The sequence below is a fragment of the Cytophagaceae bacterium ABcell3 genome, assembly GCA_030913385.1.
In the GTDB taxonomy this organism is placed as follows: Bacteria; Bacteroidota; Bacteroidia; order Cytophagales; family Cytophagaceae; genus ABcell3.
Map to the genome: position 1 here is coordinate 4,217,126 of CP133159.1, position 23,239 is coordinate 4,240,364.

Consider the following 23,239-nt stretch of genomic DNA (forward strand, 5'->3'; position numbering starts at 1 on the left):
GTAACGAAGGTTGGTTTATGAAATTATTGTGGGATTAGCGGTTTACTTTATTTCCTCTAAATTGAAATTCAATTACCCACAGTATTCCACATAGGGCCAAAAAATGAGGTATATGATCCAAACTTGCTAGATGAATTTTCAGAGGCAGGAACTTTAGATTCTCTTTGGGATGGTTCCAACGGAACCATAAAAAAAGAAGCCAAGCACTGTGGCGTTGGCTTCACTAGATGAACATTCATCGGGTGGAGCGTTGGTGAAAGGTGCTGTGCTGAAAATGTTAAAAATGCTCTGTCAATGGCGATACAGGCTATGAAAATTCATTATCCTGATTTTCTCTGTGCCACGCTTGTTGCGGACGGGGGAAGTGAAAATCACGCAGTAACTGTTTCGCAATTGCTTGAAACTACCCCGGATCCTAAAATTACCAAAGTGGTTGCCCTGAAGGATATTGCTTTTTCTAATTCTCCTGTGGAGGCGGTGAACAAGGTCATGAAGCGTTATCTGAGATATTATGACCCTGACTCGGTGACAGGCTTTCTGAATGCCTTTCTCTTGCGGTGGAGGATTATTGTTCTGTCAGACCTCATGGTTCTCTTGGTGGCCGTACGCCTTTGGAAGCTTATACTGATGTTTTTCCAGATCTGGATTTTACTGAGAAAACAAGACAGGCTAGGGAGGTAAGGGTTAATTTTAACAAAAGTAATGGGTGTGGGAGGTGTTGATGTTTGGCAGTTCGTTTGGTAGCCACAGGCTACCTCTGGCAGTGCGTTTTTGTCTGGCAGTACGTTGCTGTAGCCACAGGCTACAGTGAGCGTAAGGGGGAGATAAGGAGGAATTGAGGCTTATAGCAATGACTAATTAGTACGTTTGGGTAGCTGCAAGCTACCTTTAGCAATAGGGATTTATTTGAAAGTTCGTTGCTGTAGCTGCCAGCTACAGTGAGCATAGCCCATAAGCTTGAAAAGAGAAACAGTGCACATAAACACCTGTTTATCTTTATTTTGACCCGAACCTTCGTTGTATCGAAGGTTTGTTTATGAAATTATTGTGGGATTAGCGCCGCTCTCTGAACCCTTCCAAAGCTCCCCCCATCCTGTTAATTCTATAATCCTGAAAATTCTGATTCAGACAAAAAAACTGGAAAGCCCCTAAATGATTCAGCCCCTTAAAAGATCGGACACAATTATCGTTTAAAATTAGTAATTTTATGTCCGTGAAAAAGAGAACATTTACCAAAGAAGAAAAAGTCAAGATCCTCAAAGAAGCTGAAAGCAATGGCGTTCAGGTGACCCTTGACAAGTATGGAGTATATCCTGCCACATATTACAACTGGAAGAAAAAATTTGAAAGCATGGGCGATGCAGGTTTCCGGCACGGCATGACCCCGGAACATCTGAAGGAAATCAGAAGACTTGAAAAAGAGAATGACTATCTGAAGAAAATAATAGCTGAAAAGGAGCTGGAAGCCCGTTTAAAAGATGATCTGCTAAAAAAGAAGTATCCCTGTCCGAAAAAAAAGAATTAGCTGTAAAGTACATCGGCCAGGGATTAACAAGGGATAGAGTTCTTGAGATTCTACAACTTACAAGGCACCAGTTTTACTATATACCTAAGGCAGGACGCAGAGGCCGTAAGAAAAGCTCTGTGGTCTTCAGGCGTGTTGATGATGAACACACCGAGTGTACAAATGAGGATGTGGTGGCAGAAATTTCCAGAATACAATTAGATCCGGACACAGATTATGGCTATCGGAGTTTATTAGCCATAGTGCTTCAGCTTTTGGTAAAAGCTGAAGATAGTTACAAATCCAAAGGGTGGCTCAGTTAATGCCGGAATGTCAGTTTTCCGAACAAGAGCGGATGGCTCAGTTAACTCCGGAAATTGTATTTTTACTGGCAACAAAGTGGCTCAGTTAACTCCGGAAAGTGGCCCAATTTAGTCCGGATTGGGTGGCCCAGTTGAGGCCGGAATAATTAGGGCTTCTTGGAAAATTAATCATTAAAAAATAAAAATTGTACTTTTCTAATAACATATAACTTCGTTTCTTTTTGTTATCGCTCTTTAACTCGTCTGAAATTTCCAATTTTGATGTTTATAGAGGGCAGGGACTAGGATAAATTTATATTTTTTGAGGATTGGACGCACCTATCCCTTGTAACTTTAATACTTTGTTATCAGTCTAAGCCACTTGTTGTAGATGTGGTGAGTCTTGGACGGATTTTCTTTTGGCTATTCTGGCAGCATTGGCGGTCATAATTCCAAAGAAAATCCAGACTCTTTCCGTTTTTTCCTGCCTTGCCTTTATCTTTCTTAATCCATAGTGTTCTTTCTCAACACCAAAACTCCCCTCCATAACCGTGGCCCGTTTTGCCCCTATTGCTGATTGAAGTACAGATTCAGCCTTGCCGTGTTTTTTAGGGCCTTTTTTGGGGAAGCAGGTAAATATTTTATTTTCTGTAAGAAAGTTGCGGTTGGCATTGGTAGCGTATATTTTGTCCGCACCTAATTGATGGCACTCTTTAAATATTCCTTTGTGCTTTGTTACACAGGTTTTTAACCTTGTCCCTTCATTAAATGCATCAAAACTGATGTGGTCTATTATATTGATTCCGTCAACCTGCATCATGTGTACCTTGGCTCCAAATTCAACAGGCTTGGTTTCCTTTCCCCTTATTATCGGCCTAAGGTAAGGCTTTGACAAACTTACTATTCTGTTTTTTAGTTCTTTGGCAGGGTTGCTTAGTAAAAAAGTTTGTTGCTCAAGTATCTTTTTTGAAGTTGACAAGTAATTTGCTTGCAGAGGGTTTAATGTGATTGATGGGTATGTTTCCAGTAATTCATCTAACTGCTTAAGCCCTTTTTCTAATAAATAAACCAATGACTTTCTTCGCTTTAGCCCTTTGTTATAAGTCTTTCGCCTTATACGGTCATAACCCAACTGAAGCTTCTTCTGGACAAAGTATTTGCTCCTGGGCCGGGCTATCTTTAATACCTTGCAATACTTATATAGCTGCTTTTCAAAAACAAACTTACAGCACTCCCAAAGAAGTTTTACGTCAGTTGGAAAGCGAACGTAGCTTTCATAACATGTAGCATCCATCAAAAGTACATGGGTATTGCCCATATCCTTTTTCCAGGCATTGACCAGGGCTCCTTGTACTTTATCCATATCGGCATGATCTGCTATATAGGTTCTAATCCGACTTACAATAGTCTTGTCTTTAACAATCTCATTGTTAAGATTTTTACCGCAAAAGAATTGGAGGCTAAAGTCGGTATTGAACCTCTCAATCAGCTTTTCATCGCTTAGGTTTAAATAGGCCTTTAAAAACATCAGGGCAAACATTCCCTTGTTGCTAAACCATCGTGGCGCCCCTACAGGACTATTTTGAGTAGGCAAACATTCTTCCAGGTCATCCCAAGGAATCGTATCATATATCTTCCCTAAGTCAGTTCCCTTAAAAATATGCCACTTGTAAGAATATTGGTACGGGTCTTGAAAAATAGATATCTGCATTGTACTTTTAAGAGTTGTTTTTTTTCTGATAAATCAAAAATAACAAAAGAAAAACCCCGAAAAAAGCCTTTTTGGCCTATTTTCGGGGTTTCTTTTTATTTTTTGACCGGTTCAGAATACTAATAGACAATCAGTTAACAATTTTCCAGTATCCCCTAATTAACAGTGAGCGTTTAAGGTTGAAAAGAGAAACAGGGAATACAAATACCTGTTCCTCTTTATCTTAATCCGAAACTTCGTTGTAACGAAGGTTGGTTTATGAAATTATTGTGGGATTAGCGGTGCTGTTAACGGGTCAACACTCAAAAACTTTGCAATCTGCGGGTTGTATATCCTGAGACATCATCATAGATTACCAAAATTCCCACCAGTTTCGTTTTTTATACTTATTCTCAGGAATTTCAAAAGGAAGAATAAAACTATTATGATAACTAAGGTTTAAATCCCCACCTCCAAGTTCTTTAATAAATATATGATCAGTAATACCTTCTTCTATCAGTTTAACCCCACCAGGATCTCTTCTAAATAAAACATGAGGCTTATTTTTAATTACTCTTTTTTGTGACAAATCTATCCGAAAAAATGAAAATCCATAAAAATACATCCAGCATTTATTATATATCGAATTAAAAATATACGCATCATAGGTAAAATAAAAGATAACATTAAACAATTGATCATCTATTGTATTTACATTTTGTATTTCACCTTCAATTTCAAAAAAATTAAATATTTGTTTTTTTAATCTTTTAGCTTCAGAATATGTCAACAAAGTTTCTTCCTTATGGCAAGCAAATACAATTAAATCGCCCTCCTTAAAAAGTAACTCAAATAAACTTTTCCCATTAATTTCGACTATAGGATTTTCAAGTTCAATATCATTAAAACAAATGCTATTTACTAACTTAGTTTCACGCCGAAAGAACATATAAAATAAGTAAAATTATTTATAAATAGAGTGTAAGGTTCTATGTAATCGTCCAATTCTTTTAAAAGCTTCATCTCCTACTGCAGCTCTATTTGACCAATGGTAATGAAGCATATACTTATTATTAATTTTATGATAATCGATTCTAAAAATATGATTAGCACCTTGCCATGACCCAAAAGTAATTCCTCTAGCTCCTGGATTATTATAAAGAAACTGAAGCCTATACTTACCAACTGCATCTGGTAAGAACCTATATCCCCACCCATAATTTCTAGTCAAAAACCTTTCACCCCGGATATATGCAGCAGTGCTCAAGCTACCAAACCTTAAATACCAAGAGTAAGCAGAAACTCCTATGTCAGATAATGCTGGCAAAGCCGGTAATGCTTCACCAGCTAAAGCTAATCCAAATGAAGCACCATATGCAATAAATAAACGACTTTGGACAAAGTAGCTTGTAAGAATTTTTTGGTCTGTACTTAAGCCAGGAGTATAAGGCCCTGCACCAAACAATTGATCCAAGTTGTCTTGCCTAGCCTTTCTCTCAGAAAGTGCTAACGAATAATAAGTTCCTCTTGAATGATCTTTGTTCGTTATACCGGAAAGGGTTCTATATGCATTTGCGTCTTCATCCCAATGATAACTGTGAAACTCCCAAGTACCATCAAGAGCATTTCCTGTAGAATACGAAAAGCTTGTAACTTCCCCTTCATCATTCGTTTCAGTATCTGCGCTTGAAGGAATACTCACTTTATAGTTAATCCTATTCCCATCTCCATCTTCTCCAACGGCAGGAGTAGTAATCTCCTTCGTATCATCATCATCTGGCCCTTCAGATGAAGCCCCGCTTGGATCCCTGTAATAAATTGGATTATTATCAAATGCAGCATATGCTGATTGATACTCATGGAAAATCGGGTCAGTACTGATCCATCTTGCTATACGGGCGTCATATTGCCTTTCAAAGGTAGTATAGCTATTTCCAGCCCCCTTCACTTCATCATCTTTCTCCATCCCGTTGAAGCCATACCTATAGCTCGAACTGCTGTACGACCTGGTGGACATCAGTTTCCAGAGCCCTTCACCTCGTCATCCTTCTCCATCCCGTTGAAGCCGTACCTATAATCCTGACTGCTATAGTTCCTGCCCGGCATCATCATGCCGAAAGGATAATAATCGTTCAGGCTCTGAACCCTGGCATAGTAAACGTCGGCCTTCCCATCATTATTATCATCCACCCCTAGCGTCCAAGACCTAGTGGATATCAGTTTATTATCAGTCGATCTTTGTTTTACAAACCTTATCTACATTTATAAAACTTTCATCTCTTCTCAAAACCAAAGATTGTTTATTATCTATCTCAATTTGTTTAACGTTAAACTGCGAATTAAATATAGTTGGCTCTAAGGCTTTTAAATATGTATAGACGAAAATCGAATCCCCTTCATGTTTGATAAAAATCGGAAAGTCCCCTTTAAAAACATAGTCTCTTTCAAGATCATAGTCATTTTTATGATATAATCTATTTGTATCACCAGAAATAACAAATAACCTATTATTTCCGTTAATTCCCCAATATCCTACCTGCAAATATAGTGTATCTAAATTTTGAGAAACCAAAGTTTGTGAACAATATATAATGTCTCTTTTCCTCTGACAAAAGGAAAAGAGACAAAAAAATGCAACAACCAATAATGATCTAATCATCTTTTAAAGTACTTTTGCAAATTTGTATCAGTATCGTAATTTTCTATAGCAGATTGATAATTCAATATATCTTGATGCTTTTGCAGACGTAGCTTGACCATATTGGGGTTATTTTGTATACCCCTAGCAATCCATCTTGCAGAATAAAGATCTTCTCCATAAGTAGGGCCAGGATACTTAGACTTTCCGGTTAAACCACTTACAAACATTTTGAAATCTTTTCTACCAGTTGCATTATAGTACCCCGCAGCCTTCATATAGCCAATATAATCTAATCTTATCCTTGCCAATCCTTTCCTCCCTCTGTGGGTACCATTATATCCGGCCAAATAGTTTCCCGCAGATCTCGCCGAAACATATTTACCAAAAAACAACTTACCCGTCATTGGTCCATGTTCAGCATATTCTTCTTTATGTTTTATATCAAAGTCTTGATGTAAAGAAGATTTCTTAGCAATTTCATATAAAGACATTTTTAAAGCTTGCGCAGATAACTTCTTAAAGGTTTCATCAAATGAATCTCCAAATAAAATTCTTCCTTGTTCTTTTCCTGTTGAAAAATTCACAAACTCATCCCAAAAATATGTTTCCCCCATTTTTTCCCCTCCGGCACTTGTGTTGTCACTACTATACTTTTCATCAATATCAGATCTTTTGCACCCTCATGCTTATAAACACCCAAATCACCATCATCATAAACCGCCAGAACATTACCATCTTCATCAGGATGATAAAACTACCCTGATGAAAGTTATCAGTGCTTATATCAGGGACTTTAAAACTAAAAATGCTTATTCTGCCTAATAATCCTGTTAATCCTCTAATCCCATAAATCCCGATTCAGACAACAAAAAATCCGGAAAGCTCTACGCCTCCCGGATTTCTTCTTCTTAAACAAGCGGATTGTAAATCCTTATAAAATTCAGTTCGGGATTACAAATCCCAAACAGCCCCATTGTGTCAGCTTTCTGCCTTAATGACTGCCGTTCTCGTTTTCAGGAACATCCTGGACAGCGGGGATAATTCTATTAATAATGAACGTAAATAAAAAATATCCTAAGATATAAAAACCTAAATTATAGAAAGTATTCTTAATATACCACCCCTCTATATTCTCTCCATCACCTAACGGATAACAAAATCTCATCGGAAAAGGCAAGCCTATAACATTGCCAACTCTTTCATAATAAACTTCAATGTTCCTTATAGATAATGCATTGATAGTAACTATAAATAAGACCCATATCATTAGAATAATTAAATATTTCTTCATAACAAGATATTATTTACTATCTAATTCTTCTGCTTTCTGTAAAGTTACATTCGGTTTAACTTCTCCCACTTCACCTACAAACCCTTCAACCCTTCTCCAAGGACGCTCTAGCTCCTCTATCCCATTCTCTGTTTCTGTACGATAGTCTACAAGAATATTGCCACCTCGTTTATAAATTTTAATAGGATTTCCATCCCATAACCAAATATCATCTCCCTCAGAAGGAAACCAACTTTTTATATGCTTCTCATTACTTTTAGAAGGCCCTGACTGGCCACTCATTCCAGCTGAAAATTTAGCTTTTTGCATCAACAAAAATTTCCTAGCAAAAGCTTCCGAATTACACCCATAGAAAACGGCTATACTACTCTTAGGATCGAAGTTAAATTTTATTGAAGACCAGCCATCTGGAGTTAATTGCCCTTTATCATCAGCATTTCTTGACAAGTTTAGAGACAAATCATCAGAACCAGTGTGCTGCATACCCATTATTGGGCCATCAGAACCTGCATGACCATATACAGATAATTCAAGAGTTAAACCAAAATTATTAGAATGAGCATGACTGATTTTTTCATGAATTATCTTCTTCAGTAACCTGCTATCCTTCTCCAAATTAATGAAATAAACATGGTCTTTAGAGGAATCAAAATCACTTTGAGACTCAATCTCTCTTACACGAGTTAATGCGGCCGATTCATATCTAGGATCCCCACCAGAATAAATTACAAAGTAAACTCTTTCTCCATCTGGATCCTTTGCTTGAATTGGAGTATTTAATGCAAATACATAAGGGGACACAAAAGGATACTCTCCAGCTATCGGATCAATACTCAACCATCTCCCGATTCTCGGATCATAAATCCTCGCCCCAAAATCATAGCTATTCCCGTTCCCTTTCAATTCATCATCCTTCTCCATGCCGTTGAAGCCATACTTATAATCCTGACTGTTATAGTTCCTTCCGGGCATCATCATGCCGAATGGATAGTACTCACTGGATGACACTATGGCCACCCTGTCTTCCCATACGGCCGTGCCTGATCCTGTCTGCACTTCTGTCATCATCCGCATGTCCGCTACCACCACCTGTACGTTGCCAAGGTGGTCTGCCAGCTCATACACCTTTCTGCCCACTTCCCTGGTGAACACCTCGCGCCCTGCAGGCCTGATCCGGTAACCTTGTACCGGCAGATAGCCCGAAAGCCCGAAACCCTCTCCGTCTGGCAGTGTAATGCCTCCCGCAAGCACGTCTTTCAACTGCATGCCGTCGCGTGAACCTATGTACACTTCGCCCTGGCGACGAACATCACCATACGCTCCACCTTCAAGTGCCGACTGTGTACTGCTTCCCCATACCCAAATATTGGACTGGCTGCCCGTAAGGTTGTGGATGTACAGACCATGTTGGTTATAGTACAACATGTTGCCATCGCCACTAAAGTCGACACTACCTTTGTCGTCGGTTCCTGCCAACGTACCGCTAATAGGGCTAAGTACGGTGGCGGTCCGGTGATCGGCTTCCAGCTCTAAGCGTTCTATGCTTATGGACTGGTATCCAAAGCCTGCAATATGCTGTTTTCTATTGAAATAAGCAAGAATGCGACCGTCTTCAGAAAGGGTAAGTTCGCCCGCCCCTTCTGCATCGTAACTTTCAAAGCCAGTCAAGAGTACTGGTGCTGACATTTCGCCTTGCCTCAGCTCAAAGTATACCAGCTGTGCCAGTCCCGGCTCGTCTGCCGTTTCTGGTGCACGGTAGCGTACGGCGTAAACAATGCCTTCGTTACTGATCCTGTCCTCAATGAACGTAAAATGTCTGCCATAGGTATATTGGCCACTGGCATCAAGCACATTATTTTTGCTGATGACCCTTCCTGCCGCACCAAGGGTGGTTCCATAGCCTTGGGCAGACATATCCACGATATGGTAGTACGGAACACCTTGCTCACTGGTTGTAAAGATATAGTACCACTGGCTCCTTTCCGGAGACTGCATGACAATAGACTTGCCTTTGGCCGAAGAGATTATGCCATAGCTGTTCTCCATCAATTTGCCGTCCCTGTCAAAGACCAGCATTACCGGGTTTTCGCTACCCATATAACTTTCGGTGGTAGCAGTATAGAACTGCAAGTGGCCGTCATAGTCTTCCGCTACGGCTATATTATTGGTGTTGTAACCCATAAAGCTGCCCTTCGGTTCAACATCGCCTCCACCAAAGTCTATCCGGTCTATACGGCAGGCGCAAGACTGCTGTCCATCTATTTCACTGATTCGGTTAGAGGCCGTCAACCAGTTTTGGAGCGTAGCCCGTGCCGCCCTAGGCATGGCGTTCAGGCTAAGGCCGCTAAACTCACCGGCAGTAAATGCCACCTCGCCCATGTCTTTGTTAGGGGTATGTTGCCCAATCCTGCTGCTACCGTATATCGGTTGCTCTTCCAGGGAAAACCTTGCCAGATAGGTATCAGGCACCTCTCCGGCCTCTATGCGTCGTTTGTACACGCTCATCACATTGCCAGAAGCGTCCCGCACATAGTACGTGGTTTTCACCTCTTCCAAGGGGCTGTGTTCTCCACGGGCAGCCGCAATAAGCTCATAATAGTTTTCAAGGTGCGGCCCATCGCCGGCAATAACCGGTGCAGCCCCCTCATAATTTTCTTGTTTGATCTCTTGTTTGGAGATCCGGTTGCCTGTGGCATCATAGGTAAAGTAGTGGATATACCTAATCCTGCTGTTATCCTGCACATTTTCCAGGTAATCATACACAGCCGTAATCTTTCCATAGGTATCCCATTCCATTAATTTGGTGGACACAAATTCTTCATGGCTTTCCAGCTCGCCATCACCGTTAAGGTCAATAAAACGGTGCTCTCCTGTCTCTGCCACCAAGTTGCCCTTCCGGTCATATTTATAGGTAATGGAGCCTTTCAGGTCGTTTTCCATGCCGTTTCCGGCCACATCGTGCTCGTCCGTCACCCGTTTCAGCATGTTTTTGGCATCCGCTGTACCTTCGCCATAGTATTCGTACCGTAGGTTGTCTATCAGGTTGTCCCTCCCATGACGCCCCAGGTGGTAAAGGTTTCCATTCCCATCGTAAGAATAGGTGGTGCTGAACCGGTTGGCCTGAAGCGCCCAATTGACCTGCCCTGTGCTTGCCTCAGGGGTATAGAATTTACTGGATTTGATCCTGTTCAACTGGTGCTGGAAGCTACAATGAGCATTAATGATTAAAAGGAGAAACAGTGTACATAAACACCTGTTTATCTTTATTTTAACCCCGAAACTTCGTTGTAACGAAGGTTGGTTTATGAAATTATTGTGGGATTAGCGGGGCCTCATTCCTTTCGTCTCCTACGGCAAGGGACAGCGCAGGGTACAGGTCAGGGGTGGGGTGTTAATCGGCTTAGGTTAGCAGGGTCGTTTTTATTGGGCCACAACAGCAACACTTCGAGCCTTTCTGTATTATAACTATAAAAAAGTGTAGTGTGGAGGCTTAACTGGAACTCCCTTGCTCCTTCTTTCCTTTCGGATCTCTTAAAGCGTTGAAGCTGTTCACTTACTTGTTTTAGGGCATCTTCCAGGCGTTTAAAGAGCTTCTCTGTTTCTTTTTCTGTCCAGTTTTCTTCCAGATATTCAACTATATCATCTAACTGGTTTTCGGCTTCTTCTGACCAAACTACTTCTAAAGCCATTTTTCATATTTTTTTCTTACTTCACTATGTGGCTTTACCTTGCCTTCCCTGACTTGTTGCATGGCTCTTTCCAGACGGGCATCAAGCTCTGATTCTTCCTGTAGCATTTCTTCTATTCTTGCCAACTGTTCTTCAGAGGACTGCATTACTTTTTGTATGATTTTGTATTTTCTGGTCTCTATATTCATTGTCTTGGTATTTTAAAAACCTATAGGTAAAATATAACGTTTTTTATCCTTTTTAGATTTAACAATTTACTGCAAAGGGTGGTATTTACCGATCTGCTTTTTCAGGTGCTCTACGTTGGCCTGTTTGTATTTCTCAGTCGCTGAGGGGTATTTATTGCCTGCACAGACCTGTACCACTCTTAAACCATTTTCGGCTTTTAACAGGTTGGCGATCACGACAAATTTCAAACTGTCTATTACAACTTGCAATGTTAAATTAAATATACCCTCTTCATTTCTGATTTTATAACCTGAGCTTCACACCCATCCTGTTAATTCTCTAATCCTGAAAATTCTGATTCAGATAAAAAAACAGAAAGCATCTCCAAAAGACATTCCGGTTGCAAACTATAAACATTCCATGGTGGTTGGTCAAGAGACACAACTACAGAAACACACAGCTTTTCGACACATACTCTTCAAATTTCAACTTGGGGACTTATAAGAAAAAGCTATATAAATTTAACATCCGTCCAACTATCCGCCAACCCAATTTGCTCAAATGTAAATTCGTTGTAATATTGCCAGAAATTTACGGAAGTCAACATGAGAGCACTTTTTGTCACTGCTTTAATACTATTAGGTGTTTTTAATTCATTTGCTCAACGATTTGCTCACCAGTCGCCAGATGTACCTTATAGAAGTGAGGAAAATCCTCACTATTGGGGGCATAAAAAACCATATCCTGGATACTGGCAGCAAGACGTACACTATTTTATTAAAGCGAGGGTAGACGACTCAACAGATATTATCCATGGCGAAGATTACCGTTTAATTTATTACAATAATTCTCCCAATAAAATCAACGAGCTTTATTTCAACCTCCACCAAAATGCTTTTCAGCCAAGCTCTTATTACCATGGCCTCAACGAAAACAATCGGATAAAAGTAGAATTTGGCAAATATGAAGCGCAAGGCCTAGGTACTACTTTTGAGAATCTTCAGGTAAACGGAGAGGGTGTGGAAGCTACACTAGACAATACTACTTTACAAGTAAAGCTCAACGAGACATTGCAGCCAGGAGACTCATTAGAAGTCACCATGCAATTTAAAACCTACTTTGATACAGGGACCATGCGGCGTAGGATGAAAGTATTCGAAGAGCATGGTTTTAAACATTATGACGGCGTACACTGGTATCCACAAATAGCTGTTTACGATCATAAAGCTGGGTGGTGGGCAAACGAACAGCACCTAGACAAGGAATTTTATAACAACTTTGGCGCTTTTGACATAGAGCTTACTTTCCCTCATGACTATATTGTAGAAGCCACTGGAGTACTAGTGAACGAGGAAGAAGTAATGCCGGCAGATTTAAGAGAAAAATTAGACCTTTCAAATTTTAAAGACAAGCCCCTCAACGAAGCGCCATCTATTATCATTCCCAGAGAAGAAGGGAAAACAAAAACTTGGAAATTTCACGCTAAAAATGTGCACAACTTTGCCTTCACCGCCGACCCTATGTACCGTATAGGCGAGGTAAACCTGGACGGGGTTCGGGTAATTGCACTGGCACAGGAGCCCCATGCATCCAAGTGGCAGGAGTCTGCTATTTTTACGGCCATGGTAATCCAAGTAAATGGACAGGATTTTGGCAGTTATGATTGGCCTAAAATAATTGTGGCGGACGCTAAAGACGGCATGGAATACCCCATGCTTACCCTAAACGGCGGAACTTATCCGGGACACCAGGGACTACTGGCACATGAGGTAGGCCATATGTGGTTTTATGGCATGCTCGGCACCAATGAAACCTACAGGGCATTTATGGATGAAGGCTTTACCCAGTTCCTAACGGTGTGGACTATGGACAAAATTGTAGGCGAAGAACGGCAAAGAATACACCCCAGCAAATACGTCACCCGCCACTTAGATCCATCAAGCAACCGATATGAGAGCTTGTACTACCCATATATATTAACAGCCACAGAAGGTTATGACGAACCTTTGAACACCCACTCTGCAGCCTTTAACGGTGCCATAAGACATGGCGGAAACTACGGGCTGGTTTATTACAAAGCTGGCGTCATGCTTTACAACCTCCGTTATGTGTTAGGAGAGCAACTTTTTAAGGAGGCCATGCAGCATTATGTAAACCAATGGAAGTTTGCCCACCCCTACCCTGAAGATTTCAGGCGCTCCATTATGGAATATACCCAGACAGACCTGAACTGGTTTTTCGACCAATGGCTGGAAACTACAAAAAACATAGATTATGGCATAAAAAATATCCGCAGCGGCAATGGAGAATCTGAATACGAAATCACCTTTGAAAGAAAGGGGCGGATGCAAATGCCTATTGATTTTACAGTTACTACCACCGATGGACAGGAACTAAAATACTATATCCCTAACACTTGGTTTGAAAAAGAGACAGATGCAACGGTATTACCCAAATGGTACGGTTGGGACAAGATACAGCCAGAGTATACTGCAACGGTAAAGCTTCCTGCAGAGCTAGAAACTGTCGAAATAGACCCAGAACACTATTTAGCCGATATCGATCTAAGAGACAACAAAAAGGGCAACAGCGGCATACGGACGCTTAGTTTTGACCATAGAGTACCTAACCTAAACCGATGGGATGAGCAACGCAACTATTGGAGACCTGATTTGTGGTTTAATGGCTTTGATGGATTACAGTTAGGTGCAAATATCCGAGGCAATTATATGACCCGGTCCAACTATAGTGCTACATTCTGGGTAAACACCACTTTGGGGGGAAGTTCCTTAGAAGACCGTCCCAGCGCAAACAGACAACTTTTCGCTTTTGACCTAGAAAATGAATTGAGTTTAAATAAATGGTGGAGAGGGCTCAGCACCTCGCAAGAGGCTTATTACAATGCAGGAATTTGGAAGCTAGGCATTGGTTTAGAAAAAACTTTCAGAAGCCAAGATATGAAAAACCCGAGGTATTCCCAAATCTTTTTCCGCCCAGGCTTTCTGATGAACGACCGTTCCTATCAACAATACCTGTTACTACCCAACCACTGGGGGCGCGCAGGTGAATTCGACAGATTCATCAACTCTTTCATAGACATAGGCTTTTTCAGAAATTATAAATTCAGCAGAGGATCAGGTCAGGTAAATCTTACCGTAAGAACACCATCTATAGGTTCGGATTTCAATTACGGCTATATCCAATTAAATCAGATTAACTCATATAAAGTTAGCAAGCTTGAGTTCCGATCACGCATATTTGGACAGTGGGGCGTAGGTGAGTTCCCTCTTGAGTCTGCTTTATATTTGGCAGGAGCCAACCCGGAAGGGTTGTTGGAAAATAGAGCAACACGAGCAAGAGGTATTGTTCCTCAACAATGGGCTGGGTTTGGTACAGGAACTAATAACTTCCACATGGGCGGAGGGCTAAACCTGAGAGGATACAGTGGCTACTTAAGCCCCGATGTAATAACTGTAGACGGGGCAGACACCATTGTGTTTGGATACGTAGGAAATTCTGGCGCTGCCATAAACTTAGAAATGGACTTTGACAAGTTTATTTCCTTTAAACCAGGGGGGATTTTCAGATACTTAAGCATGGACACCTATCTTTTTGCCGATGCGGGCATATTGGGATATAACCATACAGGTTCTTTTGCAACAGGGCGCTTTAGAATGGATGCCGGACTAGGTACTGCTTTAAAAATCAAGTTTACCCCGCTCAAAATCAACCCTCTGGTCATAAGGTTTGACATGCCATTATTCTTAAATGCTCCGCCTGCAGAAGAAAACCACTTTCAGTTTAGGTATGTGCTAGGCATCAGTAGGGCATTTTAACAGTATATAGTTTTCAAGAGAAGCAAAACAAGGAATAATGTTTATTTTGCCTCTTTTGAAAACTACTATAAAATGGCGACACCAACTAAGCTACCAACCACTGGCCAAAACATCTGCTAAATGCATCACTTTTATACTTTCGCCTTTTTTGGTGCTAAAGCCAGAGATGTGCATTAGACAGGAAGCATCTGTAGAAACAATCACTTCTGCACCAGTGGCAACAGCGTTTTCTACTTTTTGCTCAGCCATTCCTGAAGAAATAGCCTCATATTTAACCGCAAAAGTCCCCCCAAAACCACAGCAAGTTTCAGCATCTTCCATTTCTTTAAGTTGAAGGCCTTCAACATTTCTCAAAAGTAACCGGGGAGCCTCTTTTATACCATATTCCCTAAGTGCGCTGCAAGCATCATGATAGGTAACTTTAGCATCTAGCTTTGCGCCAGGAACTTTGTGTACTTTGAGAATATTTACCAAAAAATCGCTAAACTCATAAATATTTTTTTGAAGCTTTCTGTAGTGGTATAAACTGGAAGTTTCTTCAAGCAATTTTTCGTAGTTATTCCTAATCATACCAGCACAAGAAGCTGAAGGAGTAACGATATAGCGTTTGTTCAAAGAAAGTTCGTCGGTAAGTTTTGTAGCTACTTCTCTAGCCTCCTCAAAAAAACCTGCATTGAAAGCAGGTTGTCCGCAGCATGTTTGTGCAGGGTTGTAGTGAACCTTACAGCCTAGCGCTTCCAATACTTTTACCATGTTAAAACCTGTTTCTGGGTAAACCTGATCTATGAAACAGGGGATAAAAATATCAACCTCTATTTTTCTACTCATTATTTACTTATACCTTAAAAAAACCTCAGAAGCTTTATGCAAAGCTTTATCAAACCATTCTTGATCAATACTTGCATCAATTTGCTGGCCCTTCATAAAGCTTATAATATTTTCTGTTGCAATATTTCCTACCAGATCATCCTTTGCCATAGGACATCCACCAAAACCTTTCAAAGCACCATCAAACCTTCGGCACCCGGCTTCATAAGCCCACCGTACTTTATCTTTGGCATCTTTAGGGTGAGCGTGAAGGTGTGCTCCAAACTCTATATGAGGAAAAGCAGGGATTAAACTTTCAAAAAGATAATGAATATTATCCTTATCGGACACACCTATAGTATCAGACAAAGATATAATTTTTACCCCCAGCTTATCCAGTTTTCCCACGAATTCTACAATATACTCCTTTTCATAAGGGTCTCCATAAGGGTTACCAAACCCCATAGAAAGATACACCACCTGCTCTTTGTGCTTCTGTATACATATCTCTTGAATTTCTTCAACAAGTGTCAGAGCTTCTCCTATGGTCTTATTGGTATTTCTTTGTTGAAAAGTTTCTGAGACAGAAAGAGGAAAGCCTAGATATTTTATGGCATCAAAAGATGCGGCATCCTCCGCTCCTCTCCTATTGGCAATAATGCTTAATAAAAGGGTTCTGGTAGTATCTATGTCTAACCCGTCCAAAACTTGGGCTGTGTCCTTCATTTGCGGTACTGCTGTCGGCGACACAAAACTTCCAAAATCAATAGTATGGAACCCCACTTTCAACAGAAGATTAATATAAGCTATTTTAACCTCAGTAGGGATAAATGTAGTAATGCCTTGCATGGCATCACGGGGACACTCTATGATTTTTAATTCAGAACCCATAATAAGTACAAAAGTAGGGGCATTATAAGAATAATCGTTTAAGAAATACGCTTTTTTTTAAAGATAAAGTCAAAAAAACAAAAAAATTTTGGTCAGTATAAAAAATCTATTCAATTTATAGCAACCACTGCACTTAAATCATTTGACTTTACTAATAATAAAAACAATAATTCCTACAATAATCAATATACCAATGACCCCTACCCATACTCCTGCTGCAAAAATATCGGCTATAATTTCACAGCCACTCATGGTTATAGCTAGTATTACAAATAAGTAAAATGTATATAGTTGTCTCATAACTCCATCTTTTTTAGACATTAATAATATCTAATAAACCGGAAGTATAGGTATTTGTTTAACCTGGATTATGCATTAGATTTCGTTATGAGGGGCGAAATAGCAATAAGTCAGTACTTTTGAGTCGGAAAAGATAGCGGCTATGGTTAAAAACCAAATGCGAGCGAAGCGCCTGATTTGAAGTTGTTTTGCCACGCAATAGAAAGTTCTAATGCATATTTCAGGTTGAAAAAGAGATTCCAGTGACAAAGTTCTTGTGGAAGAAGAGTTATTTTTTCTCTAGCTTTTCATCAACATGGTAAGGAGAAAACCAAAGCTCCATGCCAGTCTTTAGCTCATCTGTACATGCAGCGTCATTATCAAGAATCCCTTTGTAAAGACCGTTCTCTTCACCCTTAACATGCACCCACATTTTTTCAAAGTTCATTTTCATTTCTTTCTCTGCCCCAATAGTAATGATGGTAAAATTAAGCTTTACAATATCGTCATTACGCAAAGGTTGGAGAAAGAATGGTTCTTGGCTTTGTTGAAGAAAACGTAAAGAAAACACATCTTCTAAAAACCAACCGAACCGGCTCACGATAGGCAGTTTTTCATCCAAAATATAGTAATCTACTACGGGTTTCATCAACCCCGGTTCGTAAATAGCCTCATGGTCACTGCCTGACAGCTTAAAGGTAAAGCCAGGCGGCAAGCCTAAAAACTTTTCCAGCTCAGAAGGTATTTCATAAGAAAGAGCAGGTTCAAAGGCACCTTGATCAAAATTATCTTCATTGAATAAAAACCAACCAGAAGCCCCGGATTGGGGTATGTGCCTAATGCCAACTACCGTTTTACTTATATCAAGATTTTTGGCCACTCCACTGATCAAATGATCTGGGCATGGAAACATCCAGGTTTTATACAAGCTGCAAATTTCATTTTGAGCAATGAGTCTACCTTCGGGGTATACCATATCTTAAACTTGTGTAATATTGATAATTTCAGAGCAAAAATCGTACTCGTACTTTTGATTGGAACCTATAAGCATAAGCGCATCGCCCATACGATCTATGGCAGCATTGCGATACCAGTTAATATTTTGTTCATCAAGATTGGTAGCAGGTTCATCAAGAATGATCAGAGACGCTTCAGAAAACAATGCCAAGCCTAGTTTAACCCTTTGTTTCATTCCAGAGGAGTATAAACTGATTTGCTTAGAACGGTGTGGCCACAGGTTTAGGGTATTAATCAAATCATCACGTTCCATTCCTTTAATAAGCTTACGGAAAGAAAGGTGATAATCTAATAGTTCAGTGAGGCTAAATTCTTCTGGCAACTCCTGATAAGGAGAAACAAAAAACTGATGTTTATAAAGTTCTTCCTCAGCCAGCGGCTGGTTGTTTTGACTATACATTATTTTACCTGCCGATGAGGGGATAATACCGGCAAGCACTTGTAAAAGGGTCGATTTACCAGAGCCGTTAGGTCCTGTTATGGCATAAGATTTATTTTCCTTAAAAAACAGGTCAAGGTTACGGAATATCCATTGGTTTCCGAACCTTTTGCCCAGTTTCTCTGTCTTAATCTCCATTTTATTGATTAAAACCCTTCATTATTCCTCTTTCAGAACTACGGATAAAATTCAGAATTTCATCCTTCTCTTTGGTTGGAGGAAAGTTCACCTCTATAAGATCTAGCGCTTTAGTATTATTAAGTCCTTTTAGGTAAATTGTCCTGTATATCTCCTGTATTTCAGCAATTCTTTCATTGCTATATCCTCTTCTCCTCAACCCTACAGAATTAATACCACAATAGCTCAAAGGCTCTCTGGCAGCTTTGGTAAAAGGAGGTACATCTTTTCTCACTAGGGAACCACCTCCTATATAAGAATGAGAGCCAATTCGAGTAAACTGTTGTACAGCACAAGAGCCTCCAAATATAGCATAGTCATCTATAACAACATGCCCTGCTAATTGTACAGTATTACCTATAATGCAGGCGTTTCCAATAACACAATCATGCCCGATATGTACATAAGCCATAATCAAGCAATTGGAGCCTACAACAGTTTTATACTTATCTACAGTCCCCCTGTTTATTGTAACACATTCGCGAATGGTGGTATTGTCTCCAATTTCTACTGTTGTTTCCTCCCCTTTAAATTTGAGGTCTTGAGGAATGGCAGCAATAACTGCGCCAGGAAAGATCTTACAATTTTTACCAATTCTAGCCCCCTCCATGATGGTCACATTAGAGCCAATCCAGGTACCTTCACCAATTTCTACATTCTTATGAATAGTAGAAAAAGGTTCAACAACAACTTTGTCCGCAATATTTGCCTGAGGGTGGATGTATGCTAAAGGTTGATTCATAAATTACTTTTCGCTTTCCTTCCTAACAATGCTGGCAGTCATTACAGCTTCACAAACCAGGTTTCCTGCCACAAATGCTTGTCCACGCATTTTAGCAATTCCTCTTTTTATAGGGGAAAGCAGTTCACAATTAAATATTAAAGTATCTCCAGGAGAAACCATTCGCCTAAACCTACAACTCTCTATCGCTAAAAAGTAAGTCCAATAGTTTTCAGGATCCGGCACGGTGTTCATTACAAGAATTCCTCCTGTTTGAATCATTGCTTCTACCTGTAAAACACCTGGCATTACAGGATTTCCAGGAAAGTGCCCCTGAAAGAATGGTTCATTAATGGTGACATTTTTCAATCCTGCGACAGACTTCTCATCCATGTGGAAGATCTTATCAACCAACTTAAATGGGTATCTGTGAGGAAGAGCGTTATAAATCTGGGTGCAATCTAAAATAGGTGGCAAAGAAGGATCGTAATGAGGCACCTGATGTTTAGGTGTAGATTCCTTCATCAGCTTCTTTATTTTCTTTGCAAATGCCACATTGGCAGCATGACCTGGTCTGGCAGCTAGTATTTGTGCCTTCAAAGGTCTTCCTACCAAAGCGAGGTCACCTATCAAGTCAAGCAGTTTGTGTCTTGCTGGCTCGTTTTTATATCTTAGATCAACATTGTTCAAGATACCTTCTTTCTTCACCTCTACCTTTGGATTATTAAAAAGGCTAGCTAGGTGGTCCAACTCGTGATCTTCAACTACTCTATCGACAACAACAATAGCATTGTTTAAGTCTCCGCCTTTTATCAAGTTCTGCTTTTGAAGCATTTCCAGTTCATGTAGAAAACAGAAAGTCCGGCAAGAGGCTATTTCCTTAGAAAATTTATTGATATTAGTAAGTGTAGCATGTTGACTGCCCAACACTGGCGAGTTGTAATCTACCATTACCGTAACCCGGTAATTGTCTAAAGGAAGGGCTGCTATTTCAACATTCCTATCAGCATCTTCATAAAAAACGCTTTGAGGAACTTCAAAATAATTTCTCATGGCATTTTGCTCGCACAGCCCCGCTTCTTCGATGGCTTGAACAAAAGGCAAAGAGCTACCATCCATAATTGGAGGTTCAGGACCGTCTAGCTGTATGATAATGTTGTCCACTTGCATGCCCATAAGTGCCGCTAGTGTATGTTCAACAGTGTTTACCCTAGCACCATGCTGCTCTATAGTGGTTCCCCTAGAAAGGTCTACTACATTATCTACATCAGCATCTATAATGGGTTGGCCATCTAAATCTATACGCTGAAATTTAATGCCATGGTCAATGGGTGCAGGCAAAAAGGTCATATTTACTTTTACGCCTGTGTGAAGTCCTACTCCGGAAATCGTTACCGGATTTTTAATAGTATGTTGTTTTAAGTTCATCTCCGCATCCTATATAGATGGCAAATTTAGTATTTTTTCTTCAAGTTGTTCAATTCGTTGAGACAATTCAGGTAATTTTTTATAAACAACGAAGGATTTAAGATTGTCTTTATAATCAAAGGCGGGCGAACCTTGGATAGAAAGCCCTTCATTAGAGACAGACTTAGAAACTCCAGATTGAGCGCCGATATAGGTTTTATTGGCAAGTTTTATATGCCCGACTATCCCGACCTGGCCACCTATCATACAGTTATCTCCAATTTCGGCAGAACCAGAAATACCTGTTTGAGAAGCTACCACGGTATTTTTTCCTATTTTAACGTTATGGGCTACCTGAATCAAATTATCCAGTTTTACGCCTTGCCCAATGATCGTAGAACCCATGGTAGCACAGTCTATCACAGTGTTTGCGCCAATATCTACATGGTCTTCTATTATTACATTGCCCACCTGTGGTATGGTTTTGTAAGAGCCATCAGGTTGAGGCGCGAAGCCAAAACCATCACTTCCTATAACAGTCCCTGAATGAATAGTGCAAAAATCACCTATTTCACAACCAGCGTATACCTTTACCCCACTATAAATAATAGTATTAGAGCCAATACGCACATTATTTCCAATATAGGCATGCGGGTAAATTTTCACATTATCGCCTATCTTACAGTTCTTTCCGATATACGAAAAAGCACCTCGGTAAACTTTCGACCCACAAATACTTCCCTCACCAACGAAAGCAGGCTCTTCTACCCCTTCCTTTATGAAGTTTAATAGTCGCTGATACTCTTCCAGCAGCACAGTAAAACTAGAATAAGGATCCTCTACCTTAATAAGTGTAGTTTCCAATGCACTTTTAGGGTGAAAGTCTTTACTGACAATAACTGCCGTGGCACGTGTTGAATATATATAGTTCTCATATTTGGGGTTTGAAAGAAAAGATATTGTTCCTTCCGTACCTTCTTGAATTTTTGAAAGTTGGCTAACCTTCAACGATTCATTTCCTACTACCTCTCCCCCAATGATATGTGCAATTTGCTTTACAGTAAACTCCATTAAAAATAAATTCTATTTTACAAATATAAATGTTTAGGGTAGCATAAATAGTGTTTTTTAACAATTTTGCTAATAGCTTTAATATTAGGAAGGTCTGAAGCTTGCGCAACATCTAGAATCCGCCCATCCTTCATAAGAATGTTAATCCCTTCTCCACCGGCCATATATGCCTCATTACTTACAGCTCCTTTCAATAAAAAATAATCGACTTCATTATCATCTATTTTAAAGGTTGTCTTAATCTTTGAGGCTATTTCTTCTATTTTTTTCTCTCCGGGTTCTTCGTTGGACAAGCGTATTTTAAAAAGTCGTCTATTGACCAACATAGAACACAATTCTGCAAGTACACGGTCTTCGCTACTGACCCAAATTTTAATAGCCCCCCAAATATCATAGTCATCCAGCTTGAGGAACGAATCAAGCACAGATTCATTACTTAAAAACTCATGATAAGAAATATCATTATATAAAAAAAACTTTAAAGGCTCTGATGCATACAGCGGGTAATTGTTCCTCATAAGGAACCGTGCCCTTTTTATAATCTGTACGAGCATCTTTTCTGCACTCACCGTAGTTTTATGCAAATAAACTTGCCAGTACATTAACCTTCTGGAGTTCAAAAAGTTTTCAACACTGTAAATACCCTTTTCTTCAATGACAATTTCATTGTTATAAACATTGAGCATTTTGATAATCCTATCCGCACCAATAGTACCTTCTGAAACACCTGTAAAAAAACAATCCCGTTGCAGGTAGTCTAGCCTATCTATATCCAACTGGCTTGCAATAAGCTGATGGAAAAACTTTCTTTCATACTTCCCTGAGAACATTTTTACAGCCATGTCCAGCTTACCATCAAACTGCTCATTTAACCTATCGATAATAAGCATGGATATACGTTCATGCTTAATACCTAGCAAAATGGTACTTTCAAGGGTATGTGAAAAAGGGCCATGACCAATGTCATGCAGCAATATGGCAATTTGAGCAGACACAAACTCTTCATCAGAAATGTCATGCCCGCGCTCACGAAGGTGCGATAGCGTCAAACCCATAAGGTGCATGGCCCCCAAAGCGTGGTGAAACCTGGTATGTAAAGCACCTGGATATATAAAATCCGTGAGGCCAAGTTGCTTGATCCTCCTTAACCTCTGAAAATATGGGTGTTCTACTATATTAAAAATCAGATCATCGGATATGGTAACAAAACCATATATTGGGTCGTTAAATATTTTTTTCCTATTCAAACCTTTTTTAAAATATATTACTTATAATAGTAGAAATTCGATTTTTTTAAGCAAATCCCTGA

22 protein-coding genes are annotated in these 23,239 nt (G+C 39.9%); 4 read left to right on the plus strand and 18 right to left on the minus strand.

Annotated elements, in window-relative coordinates:
• The first annotated feature begins 309 nt into the window (after positions 1 to 309).
• The 3 genes from RCC89_17125 (at position 310) to RCC89_17135 (ending at position 1,827) form a co-directional block, all read left to right on the plus strand.
• Positions 310 to 681 (plus strand): hypothetical protein, encoded by a 372-nt coding sequence (locus tag RCC89_17125; protein ID WMJ74869.1) that lies wholly within the window; start codon positions 310 to 312, stop codon positions 679 to 681.
• 526 nt (positions 682 to 1,207) lie between these two features.
• A complete protein-coding gene (locus RCC89_17130) occupies positions 1,208 to 1,525 on the plus strand; it encodes a transposase (protein WMJ74870.1) in 318 nt (105 codons plus the stop codon).
• Positions 1,526 to 1,644: 119 nt separating this feature from the next.
• Positions 1,645 to 1,827, plus strand: a complete 183-nt coding sequence (locus RCC89_17135; protein ID WMJ74871.1) for a hypothetical protein — start codon at positions 1,645 to 1,647, stop codon at positions 1,825 to 1,827.
• Positions 1,828 to 2,179: 352 nt separating this feature from the next.
• Here RCC89_17135 and RCC89_17140 read toward each other — a convergent pair whose 3' ends face one another.
• The 9 genes from RCC89_17140 to RCC89_17180 all read right to left on the minus strand — a co-directional run bounded on the left by RCC89_17140 (position 2,180) and on the right by RCC89_17180 (position 11,305).
• A complete protein-coding gene (locus RCC89_17140; protein ID WMJ74872.1) occupies positions 2,180 to 3,517 on the minus strand; it encodes a transposase in 1,338 nt (445 codons plus the stop codon).
• Positions 3,518 to 3,869: 352 nt separating this feature from the next.
• A complete protein-coding gene (locus tag RCC89_17145; protein WMJ74873.1) occupies positions 3,870 to 4,445 on the minus strand; it encodes a hypothetical protein in 576 nt (191 codons plus the stop codon).
• 15 nt (positions 4,446 to 4,460) lie between these two features.
• Positions 4,461 to 5,513 carry an RHS repeat-associated core domain-containing protein gene (locus RCC89_17150; GenBank protein WMJ74874.1) on the minus strand — a complete coding sequence of 351 codons (1,053 nt, stop codon included), beginning with the start codon at positions 5,511 to 5,513 and terminating at the stop codon, positions 4,461 to 4,463.
• On the minus strand, positions 5,513 to 5,686 hold the full coding sequence (locus RCC89_17155; GenBank protein ID WMJ74875.1) for a hypothetical protein: 174 nt from the start codon (positions 5,684 to 5,686) through the stop codon (positions 5,513 to 5,515). The genes RCC89_17150 and RCC89_17155 overlap by 1 nt, the downstream gene beginning before the upstream one ends.
• A 37-nt stretch (positions 5,687 to 5,723) precedes the next feature.
• A complete protein-coding gene (locus tag RCC89_17160) occupies positions 5,724 to 6,155 on the minus strand; it encodes a hypothetical protein (GenBank protein WMJ74876.1) in 432 nt (143 codons plus the stop codon).
• A complete protein-coding gene (locus RCC89_17165; protein ID WMJ74877.1) occupies positions 6,152 to 6,751 on the minus strand; it encodes a hypothetical protein in 600 nt (199 codons plus the stop codon). The genes RCC89_17160 and RCC89_17165 overlap by 4 nt, the downstream gene beginning before the upstream one ends.
• Before the next feature lie 686 nt (positions 6,752 to 7,437).
• The gene (locus RCC89_17170; protein WMJ74878.1) at positions 7,438 to 10,620 is read right to left on the minus strand and encodes an RHS repeat-associated core domain-containing protein; all 3,183 of its coding nucleotides are present in this window, start codon (positions 10,618 to 10,620) and stop codon (positions 7,438 to 7,440) included.
• Between the two features lie 185 nt (positions 10,621 to 10,805).
• On the minus strand, positions 10,806 to 11,117 hold the full coding sequence (locus RCC89_17175; protein WMJ74879.1) for a type II toxin-antitoxin system RelE/ParE family toxin: 312 nt from the start codon (positions 11,115 to 11,117) through the stop codon (positions 10,806 to 10,808).
• A complete protein-coding gene (locus RCC89_17180) occupies positions 11,108 to 11,305 on the minus strand; it encodes a hypothetical protein (GenBank protein ID WMJ74880.1) in 198 nt (65 codons plus the stop codon). Before RCC89_17180 ends, RCC89_17175 begins: the two co-directional genes overlap by 10 nt.
• 585 nt (positions 11,306 to 11,890) lie before the next feature.
• Between RCC89_17180 and RCC89_17185 the strand changes: the two genes are divergently transcribed.
• On the plus strand, positions 11,891 to 15,121 hold the full coding sequence (locus tag RCC89_17185; GenBank protein WMJ74881.1) for a M1 family aminopeptidase: 3,231 nt from the start codon (positions 11,891 to 11,893) through the stop codon (positions 15,119 to 15,121).
• A gap of 90 nt (positions 15,122 to 15,211) precedes the next feature.
• Here RCC89_17185 and RCC89_17190 read toward each other — a convergent pair whose 3' ends face one another.
• From RCC89_17190 to RCC89_17230, 9 genes are all read right to left on the minus strand, one after another.
• Positions 15,212 to 15,949: a (Fe-S)-binding protein gene (locus tag RCC89_17190; protein ID WMJ74882.1), complete on the minus strand. Its 738-nt coding sequence runs from the start codon at positions 15,947 to 15,949 to the stop codon at positions 15,212 to 15,214.
• Positions 15,950 to 15,952: 3 nt separating this feature from the next.
• Positions 15,953 to 16,819 carry a hydroxymethylglutaryl-CoA lyase gene (locus tag RCC89_17195; GenBank protein WMJ74883.1) on the minus strand — a complete coding sequence of 289 codons (867 nt, stop codon included), beginning with the start codon at positions 16,817 to 16,819 and terminating at the stop codon, positions 15,953 to 15,955.
• A gap of 138 nt (positions 16,820 to 16,957) precedes the next feature.
• The gene (locus RCC89_17200) at positions 16,958 to 17,119 is read right to left on the minus strand and encodes a hypothetical protein (protein ID WMJ74884.1); all 162 of its coding nucleotides are present in this window, start codon (positions 17,117 to 17,119) and stop codon (positions 16,958 to 16,960) included.
• Positions 17,120 to 17,387: 268 nt separating this feature from the next.
• Positions 17,388 to 18,074: a hypothetical protein gene (locus RCC89_17205; protein WMJ74885.1), complete on the minus strand. Its 687-nt coding sequence runs from the start codon at positions 18,072 to 18,074 to the stop codon at positions 17,388 to 17,390.
• A gap of 3 nt (positions 18,075 to 18,077) precedes the next feature.
• Positions 18,078 to 18,692 (minus strand): ATP-binding cassette domain-containing protein, encoded by a 615-nt coding sequence (locus RCC89_17210; GenBank protein WMJ74886.1) that lies wholly within the window; start codon positions 18,690 to 18,692, stop codon positions 18,078 to 18,080.
• 1 nt (position 18,693) lies between these two features.
• Positions 18,694 to 19,473 carry an acyl-ACP--UDP-N-acetylglucosamine O-acyltransferase gene (lpxA, locus tag RCC89_17215; GenBank protein WMJ74887.1) on the minus strand — a complete coding sequence of 260 codons (780 nt, stop codon included), beginning with the start codon at positions 19,471 to 19,473 and terminating at the stop codon, positions 18,694 to 18,696.
• A 3-nt stretch (positions 19,474 to 19,476) separates the two neighbouring features.
• Positions 19,477 to 20,880, minus strand: coding sequence for a bifunctional UDP-3-O-[3-hydroxymyristoyl] N-acetylglucosamine deacetylase/3-hydroxyacyl-ACP dehydratase (locus RCC89_17220; GenBank protein WMJ74888.1), 1,404 nt, complete (start codon positions 20,878 to 20,880; stop codon positions 19,477 to 19,479).
• Between the two features lie 9 nt (positions 20,881 to 20,889).
• A complete protein-coding gene (gene lpxD, locus RCC89_17225) occupies positions 20,890 to 21,930 on the minus strand; it encodes a UDP-3-O-(3-hydroxymyristoyl)glucosamine N-acyltransferase (GenBank protein WMJ74889.1) in 1,041 nt (346 codons plus the stop codon).
• A gap of 17 nt (positions 21,931 to 21,947) precedes the next feature.
• Positions 21,948 to 23,177, minus strand: coding sequence for an HD domain-containing protein (locus RCC89_17230; GenBank protein ID WMJ74890.1), 1,230 nt, complete (start codon positions 23,175 to 23,177; stop codon positions 21,948 to 21,950).
• Positions 23,178 to 23,239 lie beyond the last annotated feature (62 nt).